Below are 23,156 nucleotides of genomic sequence, written 5' to 3' on the forward strand. Positions count from 1 at the left end.
GGCTCACCGACCCGTCCACAGCGTAGACCGGGCCGCGTGCTCGATCGCGCACACGGCCCGGTTTTCGCGGCGGTTTCATCAGCTCGGCGACCGCTGCTCGCCGGTGGTCTCAGTCGGCGTGCGCGGGCGGCCAGACGACGGAGAAGCGCTCGAAGACGATGTCCTCGTCCTCCGACCACTCGGCTCCGCGGGCCGCGGCGACGCGCGTCCAATATCGCCGGTGCTCGCGCTGCCAGCTCGCGAGCGAGAGATCGTCCTCGCCCTCGTCTGCGGCGAAAGCGGCGTCCGCGCTCGCGAACGGGCCCAGGCGCAGCTCGGTCGTGCGGATGATGATTCGCGGCGCGCCCGTGCTGTCGCACGCGATCCAGTGCGAGCCGATCCGTGGGATCAGGTCTCCCCGCGCGACGAAGTCGGCGACGAGCTCGGCGGTGGCGCGTTTGCCGCCCGCGAGGACGATGCCGAGCAGCTCGTCGGCCAGGCGCGCGTTGTCGCCGAAGTGCTCGACGGTGTACTCGGGAGCCGCGCGCACCGCCTCGGGGTACGCCGACCGGTACTGCTCCCACATCACGGTCGCGGCAGCCTCGTCGAGGGGCAGGCTACGGGAGGATCCGCTGGTTTCCGTCATCCCGTCATCCTCGCACCGGCGGGCACGCTCACCCGGTACGTGCGCACCTCGAAGGGCCGCAGCTCGATCGGCACACGACCGGCATCGTGATCGACCTCGCCGAAATCGTCCTCGATGAGGGAGGCCTCGCGGACGGTCGCCGCGCCGTCGATGCGGAGCTCGCCGGCCGCGCGCCGGCCCGCCGGCTCGTACACACGCACGACGAGATCGCCCGAGCGGTCGGCGGCGAGCTTGACTCCCGAGATCACGATGCCCGGCGTCGCGATGACCAGGGGTGCGACGGAGGCTCCGGTGCGCTCGCGCATGGCGGTGTTCAGCGCGATGCCGGCAGCCGTCGCCGCATCGATGTCGGCGCCGACCACGAGGCCGTAGCGATGGGTCTGCGGGCCCTGATCCGTCTCGGGGTCGGGGAACCGGGGTGCGCGCAGGAGCGAGAGCCGGACGGTCGTCGTGACACCGCGGTCGGGGTCGACGTCGCGGGTGACGTCGTACCCGTAGGTGGAATCGGTGACGAGCGCGGCCCCGAAGCCTTCCTCGGCGATATGGACGAAGCGGTGCATCGAGGTCTCGAACTTCGCCGCCTCCCAGCTGGTGTTGGTGTGGGTCACCCGTTTGGCGTAGCCGAACTGGGTCTCGGCCGCGGTGTGCTCGGCCTGGATCGCGAGCGGGAACGCGACCTTGAGGAACTTCTCGACCTCGTGCCAGTCGGTCTGCTGCGAGATCTCGATCGTGCGCGAACCCGGGCGGAGGACGAGCTCCTGGGTCAGCGTCGACGCCGAGAACGAGCGGGCGATGCGCACGTGGGCGGCACCGTCGCGCGTCTCGACGCTGAGCGCGTCGGTGCCCGTGAGATCGGTGACGCGGTTGCGGTAGAAGCGGTCGACGTCCCAGGCGTCCCACATGTTGGGGAAGTCCTGGTGCAGCTGCAGGAGGTTCGCCGGCTCGTCCGCGGGGATCGTCTCGCGCCCCGCGGCGAGGTCGACCGCCGAGGTGATGAGGCCGCCCGCCGAGATCGTCACCCGGACGAGGTCGTTGGTCAGCACGAATCCGCCGTCGCGTTCGAGCACCTCGACCGTTCCTGCCGGGGGCGCGGCGGGACCGGCACCGAGCCCGGGCACCCCGTCGCGGGCGAGCGGCGACGCATTGAACACGATGCGCTCGTCGCCGGTTCCGGCCAGCAGCTCCTGTGCCCGGTCGATGAGCGCCTCGGCTGCGGCCGCGACGCGCTCGTACTGCTCGACGGCCTCGCGGTGCACCCAGGCGATCGAGGTGCCGGGAAGGATGTCGTGGAACTGCTGCAGCAGGATCTGCCGCCACAGCGCGTCGAGCTCGTCGTAGGGGTAGTCGGCGCCGGTCCGCACGGCGGCGGTCGCCCACCAGGCCTCGGCCTCGATCAGCAGGTGCTCGGTGAGCCGGTTGCCCTGCTTCGTCTTGTGCTGGCTCGTGAGGGTCGCGCGGTGCAGCTCGAGGTACAGCTCACCCACCCACACCGGCGGCTTCGGCAGCTCGTCCATCGCGCGCTCGAAGAAGACGTCGGGGTGCTCCCACTGCACGCGCGCGCTGCCCTCGAGGTCGGCCAGGCGCTCCGCCTTGCCGGTCATCTCGCGGGTCGTGCCGCCGCCGCCGTCGCCCCACCCGACGGGGGCGATGGATCCGGATGCCACACGGGATTCCCGGAACTGGCGCGAGGCCTTCGCGACCTCCATGCCCGACAGCTGCGAGTTGTAGGTGTCCATCGGCGGGAAGTGGGTGAACATCCGCGACCCGTCGATGCCCTCCCACGCGAAGGTGTGGTGCGGGAACCTGTTGACCTGGTTCCACGAGATCTTCTGGGTGAAGAACCACTCGAAGCCGGCGCGACGCATGAGCTGCGGCAGCGCCGGGGAGTACCCGAACGAGTCGGGCAGCCACACGCCGCGCGACCGGATGCCGAACTCCTCCTCGAAGAAGCGCTGACCGTAGAGGAACTGGCGGGCGATGGCCTCGCCGGTGGGCATGACGGTGTCGGACTCGACCCACATTCCGCCCAGCGGCAGGAAGCGTCCCGCCGCTACGGCATCCTTCACCTTCGCCCACACCTCGGGACGGTGCTCCTTGAGCCAGGCGTACTGCTGCGCGCTCGACATGCCGTACCGGAAGTCGGCGCTCTCGTCGATCAGCTCGGTCATCGTCGTGCTCGTCCGCGCGACCTTGCGGATGGTCTCGCGCACCGGCCACAGCCATGCCGAGTCGATGTGGGCGTGGCCGATCGCCGAGATGCGATGAGCGCTGGCCTCGGCGGGCGAAGCCAGCACCTCGGCGAGCGCTTCGCGCGCGTCGGCCGCGGTCTCGGCGATGCGCTGCAGGTCGAGACGGTCGAGCGCGTCGTCGAGCGCCTGCAGGATGCGCATGCGCCGGGGCGCGGTCTCGGGCAGCTCCGCCTGCAGCTCGACGAGCACCTCGAGGTCGAGCGCCAGCTCGTGCACCTCGGGCTCGAACACGGCGAGGTCCATGTGCCGGACCGTGTAGAGCGGCCGGGGCGAAGAGGTCTGGATGTCGCCCTCCCGCGTCGGGAGGAAGGGGTGGTAGTCCAGCAGCACGGGGTTGGCCGCCGCCTCGATGTAGAACTCGACTTCCTCGTCGCCGACGGCCTCGTCGGCGATGCGCACCCACTGGTTGCGGGGGTTGAGCGACTTGACCGGCTCGCCGCTGGGGAGGTAGACGAGCCCCTCGCACTGGAAACCGGGCATGTTCGGGTCGAAGCCGAGGTCGACGAGGGCCTCGACCCGGCGTCCCGCCCATTCCGCCGGAACCCGGCCTCGCACGCGGAACCACGTCGTCGACCACGCCGGCCCCCAGGGCGATCCCGCCTCGAACGGCTCGAACTCCAGGGCCAGGCCCTCGGCGGGTGCGATGGGCTCGCCCGGCAACCGGTTCGCCGCGATCTCGAGGGGGATGCGCGCGGAGTGGACCGCGGGGCGGATGCGCTCGGTGAGCACGCGCGCGGCGCGGCCGGTGGTGAGGGGGATGTCGTCGTGCATGGGTCGGTGGGTCCGTTCGGTCTTCGTCGGTCGGTCGGGCGGAGTCGGGGCGGGGTCAGGGGAGGGTCGCGGCGGCGCCGCCGCCGAGGACGGGGGCGGGCCCGCCGGGCTCGGCGGCATCCACCCGTTCCATCCTCTCGATCCCGCGTGCGGCCAGCAGCGCGGTATCGGCCTGTCGCGAGGCGAGGACGACCTGCGGGCCGCGTCCGTCGCGCTCGGCGGCGCGCATCCAGGCCTCGAAGTACGCCCCGCCGGGGGCGCAGGCGGTGCGGTACGGGCGGGTGTCGTCGAGCACGAGGCCGAGGGCGGATGCCGCCGGACGAGGTGCGCCGCGCAGTTCGCGTGCCAGCTCGGCGAACCGACGACCGGTCGGTTTGACGGTGCCGTTCTCGTCGATCAGCCCGAGGTCGTACTCGACCGGCGGGAAGTCGAGCATGGAACGGGCGACGTCATGCGAGCACCACCACGTGACGGCTGAGAGCGCGGGGACGTCGGCGGCGTGACGCACCGTCTGCTCCAGGAAGTCGGCCGCGTCGCCGCGATCGACGACGGTGACGGGAACGCCGACCTCCTGCAGCCAGACCGGACGGTCGGCGAGGGCGTGCCAGGCGGCGGCGAGCTGCACGAGGTACTCGGCGTGGCGCACCGACCCGACGCCGAGGCCGCCGTGGCGCTGAGCCGCACCGTTGAACACCCACGAGTGGACGACGGTCTGATCGCCCTGCTCGGCCGCGTGACGCGGGAGGAAGGGCTGGCGCTCGTCGTACCAGGTCGCGTCGTAGGCGGCGTGCGTGACGAGGCCGGGTGCGCTCTCGCGCGCGACGCCGAGCAGCCGGACGAGCCAGGCCTCGGCCTGTGCCTCATCGATCGGATGCGGGCTCGGGTGCGGCCTCGCGGCGAACTGGTTGACCTCGTTGCCGAGGGTCAGTCCCATCACGTTCGGGCGCCCGCGGAGCGCACCGCCGAGGGCGCGCAGGTACGCCTCCTCGCCCGCGAGGGCGACGGGGTCGGTGAAGATGTTGCGCTCGTGCCACGTCGTCACCCAGGCGGGCAGGAAGTCGAAGCTCGACAGGTGCCCCTGCAGCGCGTCGACGTTGACGTCGAGGTCGAACTCGGCGGCGGCATCCACCACGGCGCCGATGTCGGCGAGGGCTGCCGGACGGAGCAGGCCGCGGTTGGGCTGCACGAGGTGCCACAGCGGGAAGAGCCGCACGTGGTCGGCCTCGAGCCCGGCGATCGCCTCGAAGTCGCGGCGCACCTCGTCGAGGTCGAGGTCGAGCCACGCGTGGAACCAGCCGGCGCGGGGCGTGTAGTTCACGCCGAATCTCATCACGGGATCGATCGGGGAGGTCATGGGGCCTTCCGGGGTCGGGGACGTCGGTCGAGAGGATGCGGGACGGGGCTCAGCCCTTGACCCCGCCCTCCTCGACGCCCTTGAAGAAGTGGCGCTGCAGCACCGCGAAGACGATCGCGATCGGGATGAAGGCGATCATCGAGCCCGCCGCGATCATCCGCTGATCGTTCGAGAACGTGCCCGACAGGTACTGCAGGCCGATCGTGAGGGTGAACTGGTCGGGACTCGTCAGCACGATGAGCGGCCACAGGAAGTCGTCCCAGGCTCCGATGAAGCTGAAGATCGCGATGACGGCGACCGTTCCCTTCACCGACGGCAGCGACACGCTCCAGAACCGCTGCAGGGCGTTGGCGCCGTCGATGATCGCCGCCTGGTCGATCTCTTCGGGGAGCACCCGGAACGCGTTGTACATCAGCAGCACGTTGAGGGTGGCGACCATGCCCGGCAGCGCGACGCCGAGGAGCGTGTCGGCGAGACCGAGGTTCCGGATCGTGACGAAGTTGGCGATGATCGTCGCCTCGCCCGGCAGGATCAGCGTCGCGAGGAACAGCCCGATGACGACCTTGCGCCCCCGGAACCGCAGCCGCGACAGGGCGAAGCCGGCGAGGGTCGAGAACACGACGTTGCCGCCGACGGCGAAGACCGCGACGAACAGCGAGTTGCCGATGAACTGCCACACCGGGATCGCGTCCATGACGCGCGTGTAGTTGTCGAGCGTCGGCTGGCTCGGCCACAGCTGCGGGATGCGGGTGTAGATGTCTTCGCTCGTGCTCTTCAGCGACGTCGAGAGCTGCCACAGGAAGGGGCCGATGCTGATGAACAGGACGAACAGGAGCAGACCGTAGCGGGCGACGATCTCGCCGGGCCGCATCGACCCGAACCCGCCGCGGCGACGTCGGCGGGGTGCGACCCGTTCCTGGGTGGCGGCGGCGCTCATTCGCTGCTCCGGCTGTTGATCTTGGCGAGGACGAGCATCGGCACGAGCGTGACGAAGAACATGAGGATGCTGAGCGCGCTGGCGTAGCCGAGATCGCCCGAGAACCCGCGGGAGTACTGCTGGATGAGCATGACCATCGTCATCGCCTCTCCCCCGGCGCCGCCGGTGCCGCCGGTCATGATGAAGACCTCGCTGAAGACCCGGAGCGCGGCGATGCACACCAGCACCGCGATGAGGAACATCGCGCCGCGGACGGCGGGCAGGGTGACGGAGAAGAAGCGCCGGACTGCGCCGGCCCCGTCCATCGCGGCGGCCTCGTGCAGGTCGCGGCTGACGTTCCCGAGGGCGGCGAGGTAGATGATCATGTAGAAGCCGAGACCCTTCCACACCGTCAGGCTCACGGCGCTGAGGATGATGAGCCACCGGTCGGTGAGGAACGGCAACGGCTGCTGGATGATCGACATCGCCTGCGCGAGTCCGTTGACCAGCCCCCGGTCGTCGAGCATGAAGGTCCAGATGAGGGCGACGACGACGGCCGAGGCGATGACGGGCGTGTAGAACGCGGTGCGGAAGAACGCGATGCCGGGCAGCTTCTTCTCGACCAGGAGCGCGATGAGCAGCGGGAGGATCGTCAGCAGCGGCAGGCACACGAGCATGAACACGACGCTGTTCAGCAGCGCCCCCATGACCTGGTCATCGCGGAGGATCAGCTCGAAGTTGCGGAAGCCCACGTACTGCTCGTTGCCGCCGAGCGGCTTGGCGTTCGTGAACGCCATGCGGATGGTGTTGAGCGAGGGCCAGATCGAGAACACCGCGAGCCACAGCAGGGCCGGGGCGAGGAAGAGCCAGGGGGTCCAGGCGCGCGTCGCGTTCGCGGGCCCGTTCCCGACGGGACGACGCCGTCGGATCGCGGTCACGGCGGGCGCCCCCGCGACCGGGGCGAGCCCGGCCGCGGGGAGATTGGTGACGGTCATGGCCGGGCTTACTGCCGTGCCAGCAGGTCGTTGAGCTTCTCGACCGACTTGTCGAGCGCCTCCTGACCCGAGATGTCACCGCGGATCGCGAGGGCGATCTGCTGGTTCAGGTAGTCGTTCATCGCGCCATTGACCGAATACGGGGTCAGCACCTCGGCGGTCTTCAGCGACTCGAACCCGGTGATGCGAGCCTTCGCCGACGGCGTGCCGTCATCCTCGGTGAAATAGGGGTCGGCGTCGGATCCCTGGGTCGAGGGGAAGACGTTCGCGATGTGGGCGAAGGCGTTCTGGTTCTCGGCGTTCGTGACGAACTCGGCGAAGGCGAGTGCTGCGGCGAGGTTCTCGCTGCCCGCCGACACGCTCACGCCCTGCACGTACAGGGGCGAGATGTTGAGGGCGGGGCTGATGGCGACGTTGCCCTGCAGGCTCGGGTTGTTCTCCTCGAACGAGTCGATGGCGGTCGCGCCACCGGTCGTCCACGCGACCTTGCCCTGGGTGAACAGCTGCGCGTTGCCGAGGTAGTCGGCGTTCAGCACGGTCGGCGGCATCTCTCCGTTCGCGTAGGCCTCCGCGTAGCGGTCGACCAGCGCTGCCGCCTCGGGGGTGTTGAAGACGAACTCGGTGCCGTCGTCGTTGAGGATGTCGATGCCCTCGAGAGTGAAGTCGCCGATGCCGGGAACCCGGCTGATCAGGTAGTTCTCGGGGCAGGCATCCGCCATCGTCGCTGCCTGCGTGAAGAGCTCGTCGGTCGTCTTCGGAGGGTTCGCGGAGTCGAGGCCGCAGGCGTCGAGCTGGGCGGAGTTCCAGTAGTTGACGTCGGTGCCGAGGTACCAGGGGTAGCCGTACACGCCCTCGACGCCGTCGAAGCGATAGGCGTCGACCGAGCCCTCGAAGTAGGTCGACTCGAGGTCGGTGGCCTTGCTGACGTCGTAGAGCAGGTTCTGCTGCGCGAGGGGCAGGGCGAAATCGGGCGGCAGGTTGACGACGTCGGGCAGCGTGTTCGTCGATGCCTGCGAGAGCACTTTCTCGGAGTATCCGTCGCCGGGCTGGTCGAGCAGTTCGACGGTGACGTCGGGGTACTTCTCCTCGAACGCGTCGATGACGCCGTCGAGGTACTCGGCGTAGGTGGGGGTGAGCGACCAGGTCTGGAACCGGATCGAGCCGGCGACCTCCCCGTCGGGGTCGGAACCGGTTCCGGGTCCGCTCGAGCATCCGGCCAGAAGTGCGGTGGCGGCGAGCAGTCCGAGCCCGGCGAATGCGGGGGTCCACGAGTTCCTCATGGTGTGCAACTCCTTCGTATGCAAACGGTGCGACGGGGTATAGCCTGAGCAACTAAACCGAGTAAGTCAAGGACCGACTTATCCGGTTCAGTTCGCGAGGAGGAACCGATGACGACACCGCGCAGACGGGCGACCATCGCCGACATCGCCCGGCGGCTCGGCGTGTCGAAGGCCGCGGTGTCGTTCGCGCTCAACGACCGGCCCGGAGTCAGCGTCGAGCTGCGCGAACGCGTTCTCGCCGTCGCCGCCGAGCTGCGGTACCGTCCGAACTCCGCGGCACTCGCGCTCGGGAGGTCGCGTGTCGACGTGATCGGGCTCGTCATCAACCGGCCCGCTCGCACCCTCGGCACCGAGGCCTTCTTCCCCGAGCTGATGGCCGGCATCCAGGCGGGACTCTCGGCCACCCACACCGGGCTGCAGACCCTCGTCGTCTCGTCGCTCGACGAGGAGCTCGCGGCCTACAGCACCTGGCAGGCGACGCAGCGGGTCGACGGCGTCATCGTCGTCGACCCCCGCCGCGACGACGCACGCATCGCGCTGCTGTCCGAGCTCGATCTGCCCGCGGTGCAGATCGGCAGCCACCCGAGCACGGATGCGGCGATCCCGAGCGTCTGGATCGACGATCACGCTGTGGCGACGGCGCTCTTCGAGACCCTGTTCGACCTGGGGCACCGCCGCGTCGCCCACGTGACGGGACCGCTCGACTTCGAGCACACCGAGCTACGCCGTTCCGCCCTCAGCGAGTGCGCCCGGCGCTACGACGCCCCCGCGCCGCTGTCCGTCGAGACGGACTACTCCGCCGAGCAGTCGGCCGAGGCCACCCGCTCGCTGCTCTCCGGCGACGACCGACCGACGGCGGTCGTCTACGACAACGACGTCCTGGCGCTCGCGGGCCTGCGGGTCGCCCAGGAGCTCGGCGTCTCGGTCCCCGCCGACGTGTCGGTCGCGAGCTTCGACGACTCGATCGCGATGAGGCTCGTGCGCCCGTCGATCACGGCGCTGACGCGCGACACCTACGCCCTCGGCGAGCTCGCGGCGCGGACGCTCATGGAGGTCATCGGATCGGACGGCCCGGTGGCATCCGTCGCCGCGGCCCCGCCCGCCCTGTCGGCCCGTGAGAGCACGGCGCCGGCGAACACCTCCAGCTGAGCGAGATCGATCCGCGACACCGCCTCGAACCGTACCGAGACGATGTCGGAGGCAGCGCCCCGCGCCGTGAACGGGCGCGTCTGCGACGCGATCTCGAAGCCCTCGTCGACGCGTTCGTCGAGGTCGACCCACTCCCCCGAGCCGACGCGTCCCCGCAGCCGCCAGGACGCCGTCGCCGCCGGACCCGATGACGGCAGCGGTGACGGCAGCGGTGACGGCGGCCCCGCGAGCGTGACCGTGTAGAGCCCGACGCTCGACGACGTGCGCAGCGGGAGGTCGACGGCGTCGCCGGGCTCCAGGTACAGGATGCTGTCGCCGGTGTCGTCGGTGACCGACCGGGGCGCGACCTCGAGCAGATCGACGAGTGGCTGCGTGTCGAACCCGGGGTGGAACTCGGTGCTGAACGACGTCGGTCGCGTCGCCCGCGCCCAGCCCGTGGGCGTGTCGGAGAGCTCCATCTCGACGCGCTCGGCCCGGAGGATGACCTCCGCGGGCACGGCGATACGCTCCCACGGACGCCCGTCGATGCGCACCGCGCGGATGTACGGACGGCCGGCGCCGACCGTGACGATCTCGAGGGGGCGATCCCGCCCCTCGGGATGCAGGACGACGCGGGGCAGCAGCGGCGGCGTGAGCACGAACTCGCCGGAGCCGGGCACCAGCGGATAGAGGCCGAGCACCGCGAAGAGGTACCACGCCGACATCTCTCCGTTGTCCTCGTCGCCGGGGTACCCCTGCCCGATGTCCGAGCCGGCGAACAGTCGGTCGCGCGCCTCGACGACGATCCGGTGGGCATCATCGTGCCGCCCGGCGAAGCAGTACATGAAGGGGATGTGATGCGCGGGCTGATTGGACAGGCCCAGCATGCCCATGCGGACGTCGCGCGCCTCGCTCATCTCGTGGATGACGAACCCGTACGAGCCGACGAGGTCGGGGGCCGCCGTCTCGGGGGTGGCGAAGAACGCGTCGAGCGCGGCCCCGAGGGCGTCCTCTCCCCCATGCAGGGCGGCGAGCCCCGCGCCGTCGTGCGGCGCGGTGAACATCGTGCCCCACGCGTTGGTCTCGGTGTAGTCGTGTCCCCATTCGGCGGGGTCGAAGTCCTCGGCGCTCACGCGCCAGCTTCCGTCGGGACTCCGCCCGAGGAAGAAGCCGAGGTCGCGGTCGCCGTGCCGATGGAAGCCGGCGCGGAACACCGACCGGTAGGCGAGCGCTCGGCGCGCGAGATAGTCGGCCTCGGCGGTGAGGCGGTCACGCTCGGCGGCATCCGTCTCGTGCCGGAGCAGCGCGCGGGCGAGCCGAGCGGCCGCCGCGTCATTGATCGCGTTGTCGAGCGTCCACGACATCCCCTCGTACGTCGCGGTGTCGGTGAAGCCGCGGAACACGGCGGGACGGAGACCCTTGCGCCCGACCCGCGGATCCGCGGCGGGCACGGTCGCGTGGCGCAGTGCCGATCGATAGGCCTCCCGCGTGTCGATCGCGACGCCGAGGGCCTCGAGCCCGGCGAAGACCGTGTCGCTCGTGGTCCCGGTCATCGAGTCGACCGGCCCCGGGGCGCTCCACCGCGCCACCCAGCCGGCGTCGCGGAAATGCTGCACGAAGCCGTCGGCGAGCGTCGCGGCGGTCCGGGGCGCGAGCAGCCCGATGAGCGGCCAGGCGGTCCGGTAGGTGTCCCAGAAGCCGTTGTTCGACGAGTAGGCGCCCGAGCGCACGACACCGTCGACGGGGCTGCGATAGCGGGGGCCGTCCGGCGACGGCTCGTCGTGGGCGTTCGGGTAGCTGAAGACGCGGGCGATCGATCCGGCGATCGACCGCAGGGTGTCGTCCGGGATGCCGTCGGACGCAGCGATCTCGAACCGCTCGAACACCCCGCGCCAGGCCGCCTCCGCCGCCGTGCGCATGTCGTCGAGGCTGCCGGCGGCGCGGGCGTTCTCGGCCGCCTGCCCGGCATCGATCGTCGACACGCCCACGACGATGTCGGCGGCGGGCCGCTCGAAGACGATCGCGCCGCGCAGCGTGCCGTGCGACAGCGCGAGGTCGTGGCGGCGGACACCGGGCAGCACGGCGTGCACGTGATGATCGGGGCGGTCACCGCCGTCGCGGAGGTGGAGCTCGAGGTGCAGCGCCCCCTCGCGCTCCGTCCAGGTCGCCGAGACGGCGTCGCCCAGGTGATCGACGACGACCGACAGCGCGCCGGAGTGCGAGCGGAACCGCATCCCCACGGCGTGACGGGCCGCGGTCAGCAGCACCGAGACGCCGTCGAGCTCCACGCGGTACTCGTGTGGGGCGGCGTGCTCGTCCGCCCGGTCGAACCGGCGAGCGCGTCTCCGACGATCGCGATGCGGCTTCTCGTCCGGGCTCGGCATCAGCTCGAACACCCCGCGGTCGCCGATCCACGGGCTCGGGATGTGGCTCGTCGCGAACGCTTGGATCGACGGGCGGTCGACCTGGTAGCGGTAGGGCCAGTTGCCCGCCGAGGCGTCGGTCATCGGCAGCGCGAACACGCCGCCGTGGGGCAGCGTCACGATCGGCGCCGTATTGCCGCGCGAGAAGCGATCGGAGCCCCGGGTGCCGCGACGGGTGTCGGCCCACTCCCGCAGGTGCTCCGGCCGGCGCGGTGCGGGTTCGATGGCGGGCGGCGCGACGAACACGGTGCGTCCCCGCGGGCCGGCACCGAACACGACCCGCACACTCGCGATGCGGCGCCCGGCGGCAGGCGAGAGGTCGACGGTGCGACGGTTCCACTGATCGACCCACAGTCGTTTCGAGCGCGCCTGCGCGACGGGGTCGACCGCGTCGCCGTACTGGTCGCGCGTGCCGGTCTCCGAGAGGGTGCCGCCGTCGTCGAACATGAGGTCGACGGCGACCGCGGTCGCGGCGTAGCGGTCCTCCGCCGACGCGACGGGGAAGAGGTCGACGACGAGCTGCTCCCCTGCCGCGACGCGCCGCCCGCGCAACGCGGGCCGCTCAGTCGCATCGGGCAGGTCGGCCTCGGCCGGACCCGCGCCGACGTCGATGCGGAAGCAGCGACGCCGGTCGGATTCGGCGGTGTCGGCGGGAGCGAAGGCGGGAACGGCACGGCGGATGCGAGGAGCCCGGGCAGGAACGGTGACCATCAGCCGACGTAGACCGCTTCCTGGCCCGAGAGCTCGCGCGTGAACGACGAGACGTAGGCGCTGCGGTCGCCGGCGGTCAGGTTGTAGGTCACGTAGACCCCGTAGCCGTCCTGCACCGTCCGTCGGGCGAGGTTCGCCGCGGTCGTCGCAGACGTCTGGGTCAGATCGATCGCGGCGGGACCGAGCCGGTCCTTGCCGACGCCCGGGTAGGCGGGGACGTTGTACTGCCCGTAGTAGGGGTTCCAGATGTAGTCGAGCTTGTCGAGCACGGACGACGGCGCGGACTTCAGGCTCGCGGCCGTCGCTCCGATGTCGTAGAGCGAGATGATGCTGCCGGCGGGCAGCTTCGCGTCGAGCGCGTCGACCAGCCACCGCGCGGAGTCGGCGTTGGCCGCCGGCACGCCGTTCGAGCCGTACGAGACCCATTCGTCGTCGATGTCGACACCGTCGAGGCCGTACTGCTCGACCACGGCGGCGACCTGGTCGGCGAAGGCGGCGGCCGCGGCCTGCGACGGGAAGTTGGCGAACCCCGCGGCCTGATGGTTGCCGAGCAGCGACAGGGTGACCTTGATGCCCTTGTCCTGGAGCGGGCGGATCTGCGTGTCGGCGCTCTCGAGGGTCGCCGTCACCTGATCGTTCAGATGCAGGGTCGCCGCGGTGCCGTCGTGGTTGATGTTGGCCGCGAAGATGATCGCGACGTCGAATGCGTTCGATCCGTCGGCCAGCTCGTAGTCGCCGACCGTCCGGAGCTCGTTGCTGTTGACCTCGACGTACGCCACGGTCAGCGGGTCGGGTGATGCGGCCGCGGCCCCGGTCGCGGGGACGAGTGCGGTTGCGGCCAGTGCGGCGACAGCCAGTGCGGCTGATGCGGCGGATCGGCGGGGGCGGGGGATCCTCGACATGATGCTCCTCGTTGAGTTCGCTGTCGTCGGCGGCATGCCGACGCGTGACAGCGAACCCGACTTAACCGGATAAGTCAACCAGCCGGTTCAGACCGCCCGGCAGCCGGTCAGCGTCGCTGCAGGAGAGAGCGCGCACCGGCGATCACGCCCACGACGGCGGCGGATGCCGCCGCCGATGCCGCGGCGTAGAGCGGGGCGCGGTGGCGGATCGCCCAGGTCTGCACGCTCCCGTTTCGCGCGCGGGCGTCGAACGCTCCGTGTGCACCGTGGTCGCCGGGAACCGGCTCGTACAGGTTCGGCGGCGTCGCCGACGCGTCGGATCCCGGCGCGAACTGCCCGTCCCACGCGTTCTTGGCGAGGTACCAGTCGAGGAAGCGGCCGGCGACGCGCGTGCCGAGGATGAGGCCGACGGTCGACTCCCCCACCCACGTGCGCCGGCGCGGGTGGTCGGCGACGTCGGCGACGGCACGTGCGCCGACTTCGGGCTGGAAGATCGGCGGCACCGGCTGGGGGTGCTGCGAGAAGTTCGACTTCACCCAGCCGAACTGGGTGGTGTTGAGGGCGGGCATGTCGACGATCGAGATCGCGACACCGCTCTTCTCGTGCGTGAGCTCGGCGACGACGGCATCCGTGAACCCGTGGATCGCGTGCTTCGCGCCGCAATACGCGGCCTGGAGAGGGATGCCGCGGTGGGCGAGCGCCGACCCGATCTGGATGACGTGTCCGCGGTCGCGGTCGCGCATCCGCCGGAGCGCCGCCCGCGTTCCGTTGACCGTGCCGAGGTAGGTGACGGCGGTGGCGCGGTCGAAGTCGTCGGGCGAGGTGTCGAGGAAGGTGGCGATCGCCCCCGACATGACGTTGTTGACCCAGAGGTCGATCGGCCCGAGGGTGTCCTCGACCTCGGCGGCGGCACGGTCGACGGCATCCGCGTCGGCCACGTCGACCGGCACCGCGTGCGCGCGCCGGCCGGCGGCCTCGACGTCGGCGACCGCCCCGTCGAGTCCGTCCCGTCCGCGGGCGAGGACCGCGACGTCCCAGCCACGGTGCGCCAGCTCGCGGACGATGGCCCGCCCGAGGCCTGCGCTTCCTCCGGTGACGACGGCGACTCCGCGCCGGCTCGTTGCGACCATGACGATCTCCTTCCACCGAGGCGTCCACGGTGGAAGCACACGATCGCGACCATTGTCGGCACGCAGCCGAGCGGGGACGCAGCTGTTGCCAGGCAGGGTGGGATGGTCTAGGGAGTCGTCTCGGCGCGCGCTCAGCGCATGCCCGACATGCGATCCCATTCGATCGACTTGAACTGCAGGAAGGTGCAGAGGTTGCCCGCGAAGGCGACCTCCGCAGCGAGACCGGCCATCTGGTAGGGCGTGAGGGTGAGGTCGTCGGAGCGCGCGGTGAGGGTCGCTTCCCACTCGGGATCGTCGATGGCGCGCGGCTGCATGTAGACGTCGGCGGGTGCGTTCTCGAGGTGGACGATGACGAGTCCGGTGTCGAGGCCGTCCGAGCCGTCCTGGATGGCGACCTTGACCGAGACGCCGGGTGCCTTCCCCTGTTCGAGGAACTCGGCGACCCACTGCTCCAGGAGAGTCTTCGTCCGCACGGGGACGCGGTGGATATCGTCGCTCATCACGGGGAATCTTGCCACAGATCGAACGAAAACGCCCGCCGTTTCGCGCTGGATACGGTGATGAATCGAACTATCGTCCGTCGGGCAGCAACGCGTGGTTCTCGCGCCAGGCGCGCAGCGCGGCAGTGGCGATCGAGACGTCGTCCGAGGCGATGGCGTCGTCGCCGACGATCTGCACGGATTCGTGCCCCTTGCCCGCGATGAGGACCGTGTCGTGGGGCGCCGCACCCGCGACAGCCGCGGCGATCGCCGAGGCACGGTCGCGGATGACCCGGACGTTCTCGACGGAGCGGAACCCGGCGAGGATGTCGGCGACGATCGCGTCGCCGTCCTCGTGATGGATGTCGTCGTCCGTCACGACGATCGTCTGCGCGAGCTCTTCGGCGATGACGGCCATCTCGGGGCGCTTGCCACGATCGCGGTCGCCGGTGCAGCCGAACACCACGCTCAGCCGCCCCGGACCGGCCGAGAGGGCGATGAGCGCCTGACGCAGCGCGTCGGGGGTGTGTGCGTAGTCGACGACGACCTGGGGGCCGGCGCCGGGCGAGACGACCTGCATGCGTCCGGGCACACGGCGGATCGCGCACATGGCCGTCGCGATCGCGTCGGGGGCCGTCCCCTGCGCGCGGAGGATCCCCGCCGTCATCGCGAGGTTGTCGACGTTGAACCGGCCGATGAGGGGCGAGGTGATGTCGAATCGTTCACCGTCGATCGCGAGGGTGAAGTCCGCGCCGTCGGGACGCACCCGGACATCGTCGGCACGGACCGCCGCGTTCGGCGCACCGAGCGTCGACACCCCGACGTCATCGAGCCCCGACGGCAGCGGGATGCCGGCGACGTAGGGGTCGTCGAGGTTGCGGACGGCGGCGCGCACTCCGGGCAGATGGAACACGCGCTGCTTGGCTCGGCCGTACGCCTCCATCGACTCGTGATAGTCGAGATGGTCGCGGGTCAGGTTCGTGAAGGCGGCGATGTCGAAGTGGCATCCGTCGACCCGTCCCTGCATGAGAGCGTGCGAGCTCAGCTCGATCGCGACGGCGTCGGCGCCCGCGTGGCGGATGTCGGCGAGCAGCTCGTGCATGTCGACGACCGAGGGAGTGGTGAGCGAGGTCTTGGCGAGGGCGCCGAACAGACCGGCGCCGAGCGTGCCGATGGTCGCCGCGCGGTGCCCGAGGATTTCCCAGCTCTGCGCGAGGAGCTGCACCGTCGAGGTCTTGCCGTTCGTTCCGGTCACGCCGACGAGGATCATGCCTGCCGACGGGTGGCGGGTGTACTGGTCGGCGAGGCTCCCGATGACGGCGGCGAGGTGCGGGATGCCGCGCACGCGTGCGTCGATGTGGGTGACGCTCGCGTCGGTCAGGACGAGGGCGGCGCCGCGTTCCAGTGCCTGCGTGATGTGGTCGCGCACCCGCTCGTCGCGGCCGAGGGCGACGAAGACGTCGCCGGCTCGCACCGTGCGGCTGTCGCCGCGCAGGCGTCCGCCGGGGATGTTTCCCCCGGCGACCCCCGTCGCCCACCAATCGGGATCGAGGTTCCGACCCGCCCCAGCGTCTTGCATCTCCCGCCCCACTGATCTCTGACCCGACTGTCCCCTGGGCGGGTGGAACCCGCGGGAAGGACGCGTAGGAGCCTGAGATTCGCACTGTAACGTAAGCGCCGCGTAAGCCTGGGGTCATCAGCCCTGGGGTTCGGGCACCATCCGCAGGCCGTCGGCGCTGTTGGCCGATTCCATGAGCGCGTCGATCCACTTCGGGTTGATCTGCGGCTGGCGGCTGCCCGCGAACTGGAACTGGACCGAGATCGTGGGGTGCAGCCAGAAGTCGCGACGGCTCGTGCCGTGCGTCGACGTCGTCTCGAACATCAGCGGTTCGCCGCGCCGGAGCTTGGTCATCAGGACCAGCCGGAGGTGCGCGAGCGCACGATCGTCGATCTCGACGAAGTTGGCCGCGTTGTCGTAGAAGAATCTGCCCACGCGCAAAGCTTAGGTCGCGCTCGTGCACCCGGGGCCGGTGGGTATGATTCGATGCCGCTCAGCTCACAGGTAGAACCCGTGCCGTTCGAGGGCGCTGACCGCCTGGTCGCGGGTCGACGCTCCCAGCTTCGCGTAGAGCGACCGCAGCTGCGACTTGATCGTGTTGATCGACAGGGTGAACTCGTCGGCGATGTCGGCGTACGTCCTGCCGTCACGCAGGGCGAGGGCGACCGAGCGTTCGCGCGGGGTGAGCGCGGGCAGCGGTCGGCGCGGGGGTCGAGGCTCGCGCAGCCGGACGGCGTCGACCGCCGCGGCGATGCGTTCCGCGAGGTCCGGGCGGCGGTCGGCGAGCCGCTCGTGCAACGGAGCGAGCTGCGCCTGCGGGATCGCGAGGAACGGCGTGATCAGGTCACCGGAGTGCACCGCCAGACCGCATGCCTCGTCGAACAGGGCGTCGGCCGCGTCGCTCTGTTCGAGCCGGTCGCGTGCCACAGCGCGGCGCACGAGGACGCTGGCGAGGGTTCGCGGGCAATGCTCGGCCCCGAGGGCGAGGCATGCGTCGGTGGCCGCGAGGGCGGCGCGCTCGTCGCCCAGTGCGAGGTGCGCGGCTGCACGTTGGGCCTCGAAGCACACGGTGTGGCTCGGCGGCGACGTCGGTGTATCGACGATCGCGAGCGCGCGCCGGGCGGCCCCCTGGGCGAGCGTCACTTCGGCGAGGGCGGCGAGCGCGAGGTCTCGGATCAGTCGGTGGCTGAGGTGCGACCAGGCGCCGCCGAGCGCCGCGCGGAGGCCGATGGCTCCTGCCGCGAGGTCTCCGCGGATGACGGCGGCGATGGCGTCCGCCGTCGCCGCCGCATGCTGTGCGTAGGGGTCGCCAGGCGCCAGGGCCCGCAGCACAGCCGCGGCGCGCTCGACACGGGGAGCGTCGAAGGCTCCCACGGCCAGCAGGATGTCGGCGAGGGCGAGGGCGTAGTCGGTGTCGGAAGCGTTCCAGCGGTTGGCGTGAGCCAGCTCGACGCACACGTCTCGGGATCGCGCCGCGGAGCCGAATTCGCCGTTCACCGCGAACACCAGCGTCCGCACCGCCTCGGCGCGGTACCGCACCGCGTCGCTGACGGCGAACGTGAGCGCACGCGACGCGTACAGGCCGGCGTCGCGGGGACGCCCGGCCGCCGCGTAGGCCTCGGCGACCGCCGCGAACAACGGCCCCAGCGAGTCGAGCCCCAGCACGGCTCGCCCGCGCAGGCGCCCCTCGGTGAAGTGCATGGTGATGAGATCGAGCGCGCTGTCAAGGTCGTCCAGCCGAACGCGCGCGATCAGCATCCCCTCGAGCAGGTGGACGTTCGACTCGGTCCACAGCTGCGGCGTCGAGCCCACGTCGAGAGTGCGCAGCTGAGCCAGGTCGACCTGCGTCGGCCGCCCGGGTCGCCCGGGTCGCCCCGGAAGGGTGCCGGGCAGGCTGCCCGCCACGACGCGATGCGCCGTCGCCCGCAGCTGACGAGTGCGACTCGGATGCAGGATGGCGCGGCGCTCGGTCGTCACGATGGTTCTCCGTTGTGTCTCGATCACGCGATGCGCTCTTCGCATCGTCACAGGAGGGACCCCGAGGTGCCCGCATCGTGACGCGACTCCGAGATCTCGGTTTCGCGAGAGCCCGACCGACAGCACCCGATCGACAGCACCCGATCGACAGCCCCGATCGACAGCCCCGATCGACAGCCCCCGATCGACAGCCCCCGATCGACAGCGCCCGATCGATAGGGCGCGACTCGCACCGCCGGATGCGGGCGGCACGGCGCTGCGCGCAACCCCGATACCGCCGATCAGAAGGGTGGCGGTTCCTGGGGTGGGGCTCCACCGGATACAGACTCCCCTGGCGGGTCCGTCTCCCCTAGCGGGTCCGCCGTATCGAAGGTGAAACAGACTGCGGGTGTCGGTACATCCTCGCGATATATCCGCCCGAGCGGTGAGGTCCATTCCAGAACCCCGCCTCCCACCTGCCGCACGTCCCATTTCGTGAATTGCTTCATCGAGTGGTGTCTTTGGCAGAGGTGGGCGAGGTTGTAGATGTGGGTGTGCCCGCCCAGAGCGTAATCGATCGTGTGATCCAGTTCGCAGCGGATCGCGGCCCGTCGGCATCCGGGGAACCGGCAGTGCTGGTCCCGGGCCATCAGAAGCTTTTTCATCGCCGTAGTGGGCCGGTAGGTGTCGATCTCGACCGGGGTGCGGGTGACCGGGTCGATGAACAGCCGGTCCCATTCGCCGACCTGCCCCGCGAGCTGTCGTGCCGTTTCGGCGTTGACAAGCCCGGCTCCGACGGCCTCGGCGGGGTGCTCATCCGCGCCCGTCAGAGTCTCAGCGGTCACGGCGACCTGCACGCGTGCTCGGATCGCGCCGAGCCCACCGGCCCGGTCGGCCCCGTAGGTCGGGTCTACGACGGGTGCCCCTCCGAGCACGAGATCGCCGAGGATATCCGCGCGCAGCTGATCCATCGTCCGGACATCCGGCGCGGCATCCGCGCCGTTGCGAGCGCCCGCACCGGTGCCGCCCGCACCTTCGCTGTCGCCCGCACCTTCGCCGCCGCCTGCAATGGGGAATATGGCGGCATCCATGCCCGCCGCGCCAGCGCCTCTGCCACCGGCAGCGCCGTACGCGGCCGTGTCGGCATCCACCCCGGCGGCATCCGCCCCGCCAGCGCCCGCGACCCGGGCGTCCTTCACGGACTGTCCCATCTGGGTCAGCCGGTCAAGCATTCCCGCGGCGATCACGGTCGGGAGGTTCGCGACGAGGTTCGACATCCCGTCCGTCCCATGGAATACCCGTACGCACCGTTCCGCCGCCGCGGTCTTGTGTCGCTCGGTGAAGTCCCGCGGATGCAGCCTGGCCGCGAGAGCTTCCAGCGAACCTCGCACCCGTGAGGGCACGTCCCGCTCGCACACGCCGATCGCCGCCGCCTCGAATTCGCCCCGCACCTCGGCCGGCACCCCGGTGCCGACCCGCACGACCACATCCACGTGTCCGCGCTCGATCCGCCGTGACGCCCACGCCTCGAACACCGCGGGGTAGTCGTCGATGACCGTCATCGCGTGATCGATCTCACCCTGCAACCGCCGGTCCGTGAGCCGCGCCATTCCCGCTGCTTCGGCCGCGACCGACCGCAGCTCCATGTCCGACGCCATGCCGCGCACACCGTCACGACGCGCATCGCGCAACGCGGCGTGGCCGAGGTCGGCCAACGCCCGTATCCGCGCGATATCGGCGGAATGGGTGAGCTCCAGCGCCTCCGCGTACCGCGAGAAAGCGAGCGCCTGCGAGGGCACGACGTCATCGCGTCCCGCCTCGCCACCCTCGCTACTCGCTGTCATGTTCCCATTGTGGCAGGCACCTCAGACACTCTCTCTCGTACATTTGTTCGATGTGGATCGATCGCTTCCACTGCGATCGGGGGAGGAATCGCGCCGCGGAAGACAGCCGACCGGGGTGAACCCGTGAATCCGCACGCAACGGCCACGAGGTCTCGCGAAAGAGTTCCGCGTTCTCGCGTCACGATTCGCGCTCGCGGGGGTCTCATCAGCATGCACGCTGCGACGAACGCCCTCCCGGTGCCCCCAGACGCACACCCGTTGAGCCCTGCCTCCCTCCGACGTGCCGCCGGCCCCGCCGCCAGAACCAGCACCAGCACCAGCACCAGCACCAGCACCAGCACCAGCACAGCCGCCACCGCCCCAGTCACCCCCACCGGTCGCACCACCCGCACCCGAACCCGCATCCGCATCGCCCACTCCCCTCGCGATCACCACTCCCCTCACCTCCTGCCCGCGAGACGCCCGAGCGTCATGACTTTCCGCCCAGCACCGTGGCCGATCGGCCTTCTGCGTGCACGACGGCGCGCGACCCCTCCCGAGACCATCCGGCCCTCCACGGTCGAGATCCGCGGCGCGACCGTCCGAGTCACCTGGGGATGGCCGAACGCCCGTGAGAAGTCGTGGCACCGCAGTGGCGCCGGCTTCGTGTGCTCGTCGCGCGCCGTCGGCGGCGAGAACACGCCCGCCCGCCTCATCCTCGTCACCGACAAATCGCGAGGCGACGTCGTGATCGCCAGCATCGCGTGCGATGGCTTCTCGCGGGAGGCATACACGACTCTCACCCGCCATCTGCGCAACTTCGAGGCGATCGGCGACGCCGAACGATCCGATCCGCTGGCCCGTCTCGCAGCGAGCCCGTCCGTCGACCCCCTCCTGCCGCGATGACCGCGTCATCGCACCGCCCCAAGCCGACGTCGCCCGACGACGGGGAGTCGCGCACGCCCACCGCGGAGGCATCCGACGACGAGCTCGTCGAGCGCGCCCGCAATCAGGACGAACGGGCCTACGGCGAGCTCTGGCTGCGCCATGCCGCCGCGGCCCATGCTGTGGCTCGCGCGTACTCGTCGCTCGACCCCGACGATCTCGTCGCCGAGGCGTTCGCACGCATCCTGTCCGCCATCCGGCGGGGCGGCGGCCCGTCGATGGGGTTCCGCCCGTACTTGCTCACGTCGGTCCGCAATGTCGCGAACAGATGGGGCGCACAGCAGCAGCACGCGTACGCGACCGACCTGGAGGATGCCGCCGACGAGACGGCTCCTGACGCCGAGTGGTCCACGATCGCGGGCTTCGACTCGAGCGCCGTCGCCACGGCGTTCGCGACCCTCCCCACCCGCTGGCAGGAGGCCCTCTGGTACAGCGAGGTCGATGGACTGAAGCCGCGCCAGTTCGCGCCACTGCTCGGTCTCGCACCGAATGCGGCATCCGCACTGGTCGTGCGTGCCCGGCGCGGCTTCCGCGACGCATGGGTGTCGACGCAGCTCCGGCGGGCCGACAACGACGAGTGCCGCGAGACGCTCGAACTGCTCGGGGCTCATTCGCGAGCGGGACTCTCGCGTCGCGACGAACGGCGCGTCGAGCAGCACCTCTCGACGTGCGAGGGGTGTGCGCTCGCCTGGGTCGAGGCGCGCGACGTGTCGTCGCGCCTGGCGCTCGTGCTCGTCCCGCTGGTCGTCGGCATCCCCGCCGCCGCCTCGTACGCGGCATGGACGCAGTCGGGTGCCGCGCAGGTGGCGACCTTCGCCCTCGGACCTGCGGGCGCGTCGGGCGCGAGCGGCGCCACCGGCATCTCGGGCGGCACCGGCCACCGTCGAGGCGGCTCGATCGTTCGTTCCGCGTGGCGGTCGGGACGACGTCATCCGCTGCTCCCCATCGCCGTCATCGCCGCCGCAGGCACGCTGATCGCTCTCGCTCTGCCCCTCACCGGCTCGACGACCAATCCCCCGGGAGTATCCGACCCCGCTCCATCCCCGCCGCAGACACCCGCCGCCGCGGACGCTCCCGGCACCGCCGACCCCGAGCACCCCGACGCTGACAACGAGTACGCCGATGCCGAGGAGCAAGCGGAGTCCGACGAGCAAGCGACCCCGGATCCCGACCCGGGGCCCGTACTGCGACCGATCACCCCCTCGGCCCCGAGCGATCCGGATGCACCGGCCGAGTCGCCGACCGCGCCGAACTTGACCCCGACCCCGACCCCGACCCCCACGCCCACGCCCACCCCGACCCCCACTCCGACAGTCACCGCACCGGCCGCGCCGACGATGTCGGTCGACGGCAGCGCCGGGCCGAGCGTCTATCCGCTCATCTCGGGCACGGCCGCCCCCGGTGCCGACGTCGAAGTGCTGGACCAGGACGGCACGATCTGGGCGCTCGCCGAAGCAGACGACGCCGGGTCATGGACGGTGTCCGACCTCGCCGGCGGCGCCGGCCAGACGGATGCCGCGGCCTACCTGCCCGCGGGTCAGCACGTGCTGTCGGCGCGGCAACGCGTCGACGGACTGACCTCATCTCTCAGCTCGCCGGCCGCGGTGACGGTCGCGCCGCCGCCGACGTTCACCTCGCCCCTGGCGGGATCGTCGGTGCCGGCATCCGGGTTCGACATCGGCGTGGCGGGCGAGCCGAACCTGGTGACGCAGCGCGCCCTCATCGGCGCGGCCTCGCCGTGGCGTGACGATCTCATGCCCCTCGACGCCGCCGGAGCCTTCCGGTCCCGCTACATGGTGGCGGGGCCCGGCCCCGTGACGCTCGCGGTGCGGTACCTCGATCCCGCCACGGGCCGTTTCGGTCCGCCGTCGTTCGTGTCGTTCACCGCCTCCTGATCGCGGGCCGCGCACA

Annotated in this window: 16 protein-coding genes and 1 pseudogene; 3 read left to right on the forward strand and 14 right to left on the reverse strand. The window is 71.0% G+C overall.

From position 1 onward, the window contains the following. Positions 1-109: 109 nt before the first annotated feature. Genes AA0Y20_RS00290 through AA0Y20_RS00315 form a run of 6 tightly spaced genes read right to left on the reverse strand, consistent with a single transcriptional unit; the run spans position 110 to position 8,190 of the window. The gene (locus tag AA0Y20_RS00290) at positions 110-625 is read right to left on the reverse strand and encodes an ASCH domain-containing protein (protein ID WP_412936474.1); all 516 of its coding nucleotides are present in this window, start codon (positions 623-625) and stop codon (positions 110-112) included. After that, positions 622-3,645 carry an alpha-mannosidase gene (locus AA0Y20_RS00295; protein ID WP_412936476.1) on the reverse strand — a complete coding sequence of 1,008 codons (3,024 nt, stop codon included), beginning with the start codon at positions 3,643-3,645 and terminating at the stop codon, positions 622-624. Before AA0Y20_RS00295 ends, AA0Y20_RS00290 begins: the two co-directional genes overlap by 4 nt. Positions 3,646-3,700: 55 nt before the next feature. Beyond that, the gene (locus tag AA0Y20_RS00300; protein WP_412936478.1) at positions 3,701-4,999 is read right to left on the reverse strand and encodes a glycoside hydrolase 5 family protein; all 1,299 of its coding nucleotides are present in this window, start codon (positions 4,997-4,999) and stop codon (positions 3,701-3,703) included. Between the two features lie 49 nt (positions 5,000-5,048). Beyond that, complete coding sequence (locus tag AA0Y20_RS00305) at positions 5,049-5,936, reverse strand: carbohydrate ABC transporter permease (protein WP_412936479.1); 888 nt, start codon at positions 5,934-5,936, stop codon at positions 5,049-5,051. Beyond that, positions 5,933-6,910 carry a carbohydrate ABC transporter permease gene (locus AA0Y20_RS00310; RefSeq protein ID WP_412936481.1) on the reverse strand — a complete coding sequence of 326 codons (978 nt, stop codon included), beginning with the start codon at positions 6,908-6,910 and terminating at the stop codon, positions 5,933-5,935. Before AA0Y20_RS00310 ends, AA0Y20_RS00305 begins: the two co-directional genes overlap by 4 nt. Positions 6,911-6,918: 8 nt before the next feature. Then, positions 6,919-8,190 (reverse strand): ABC transporter substrate-binding protein, encoded by a 1,272-nt coding sequence (locus AA0Y20_RS00315; RefSeq protein ID WP_412936483.1) that lies wholly within the window; start codon positions 8,188-8,190, stop codon positions 6,919-6,921. Positions 8,191-8,298: 108 nt separating this feature from the next. Between AA0Y20_RS00315 and AA0Y20_RS00320 the strand changes: the two genes are divergently transcribed. Further along, positions 8,299-9,339, forward strand: coding sequence for a LacI family DNA-binding transcriptional regulator (locus AA0Y20_RS00320; RefSeq protein WP_412936485.1), 1,041 nt, complete (start codon positions 8,299-8,301; stop codon positions 9,337-9,339). Between the two features lie 458 nt (positions 9,340-9,797). Here AA0Y20_RS00320 and AA0Y20_RS00325 read toward each other — a convergent pair. The 8 genes and pseudogenes from AA0Y20_RS00325 to AA0Y20_RS00360 form a co-directional block, all read right to left on the reverse strand. Further along, positions 9,798-12,452: pseudogene (locus AA0Y20_RS00325) on the reverse strand (glycoside hydrolase domain-containing protein); the annotation flags it as partial. Continuing rightward, positions 12,452-13,354, reverse strand: coding sequence for an endo-beta-N-acetylglucosaminidase H (locus tag AA0Y20_RS00330; protein ID WP_412936487.1), 903 nt, complete (start codon positions 13,352-13,354; stop codon positions 12,452-12,454). The pseudogene AA0Y20_RS00325 and the gene AA0Y20_RS00330, both read right to left, overlap by 1 nt. A gap of 107 nt (positions 13,355-13,461) precedes the next feature. After that, positions 13,462-14,484, reverse strand: coding sequence for an SDR family oxidoreductase (locus AA0Y20_RS00335; RefSeq protein ID WP_412936488.1), 1,023 nt, complete (start codon positions 14,482-14,484; stop codon positions 13,462-13,464). A gap of 131 nt (positions 14,485-14,615) precedes the next feature. Further along, on the reverse strand, positions 14,616-14,984 hold the full coding sequence (locus tag AA0Y20_RS00340; protein WP_412936490.1) for a hypothetical protein: 369 nt from the start codon (positions 14,982-14,984) through the stop codon (positions 14,616-14,618). A 70-nt stretch (positions 14,985-15,054) separates the two neighbouring features. Then, a complete protein-coding gene (locus tag AA0Y20_RS00345) occupies positions 15,055-16,542 on the reverse strand; it encodes a UDP-N-acetylmuramoyl-L-alanyl-D-glutamate--2,6-diaminopimelate ligase (RefSeq protein ID WP_412936492.1) in 1,488 nt (495 codons plus the stop codon). 117 nt (positions 16,543-16,659) lie between these two features. Continuing rightward, on the reverse strand, positions 16,660-16,956 hold the full coding sequence (locus tag AA0Y20_RS00350; protein WP_412936494.1) for an ATP-dependent DNA ligase: 297 nt from the start codon (positions 16,954-16,956) through the stop codon (positions 16,660-16,662). Between the two features lie 63 nt (positions 16,957-17,019). Further along, the gene (locus AA0Y20_RS00355; protein ID WP_412936495.1) at positions 17,020-18,498 is read right to left on the reverse strand and encodes a LuxR C-terminal-related transcriptional regulator; all 1,479 of its coding nucleotides are present in this window, start codon (positions 18,496-18,498) and stop codon (positions 17,020-17,022) included. Positions 18,499-18,779: 281 nt separating this feature from the next. Further along, positions 18,780-20,321: an HNH endonuclease gene (locus tag AA0Y20_RS00360; RefSeq protein WP_412936497.1), complete on the reverse strand. Its 1,542-nt coding sequence runs from the start codon at positions 20,319-20,321 to the stop codon at positions 18,780-18,782. Positions 20,322-20,792: 471 nt separating this feature from the next. On the opposite strand from AA0Y20_RS00360, the gene AA0Y20_RS00365 reads away from it, so the two are divergent. After that, positions 20,793-21,206, forward strand: a complete 414-nt coding sequence (locus AA0Y20_RS00365; protein WP_412936498.1) for a hypothetical protein — start codon at positions 20,793-20,795, stop codon at positions 21,204-21,206. Beyond that, positions 21,203-23,140: a sigma-70 family RNA polymerase sigma factor gene (locus AA0Y20_RS00370; protein WP_412936500.1), complete on the forward strand. Its 1,938-nt coding sequence runs from the start codon at positions 21,203-21,205 to the stop codon at positions 23,138-23,140. The genes AA0Y20_RS00365 and AA0Y20_RS00370 overlap by 4 nt, the downstream gene beginning before the upstream one ends. The last annotated feature ends 16 nt before the right edge of the window (positions 23,141-23,156 follow it).

The organism is Microbacterium pratiae (assembly GCF_047302165.1).
Taxonomy (GTDB): Bacteria; Actinomycetota; Actinomycetes; order Actinomycetales; family Microbacteriaceae; genus Microbacterium.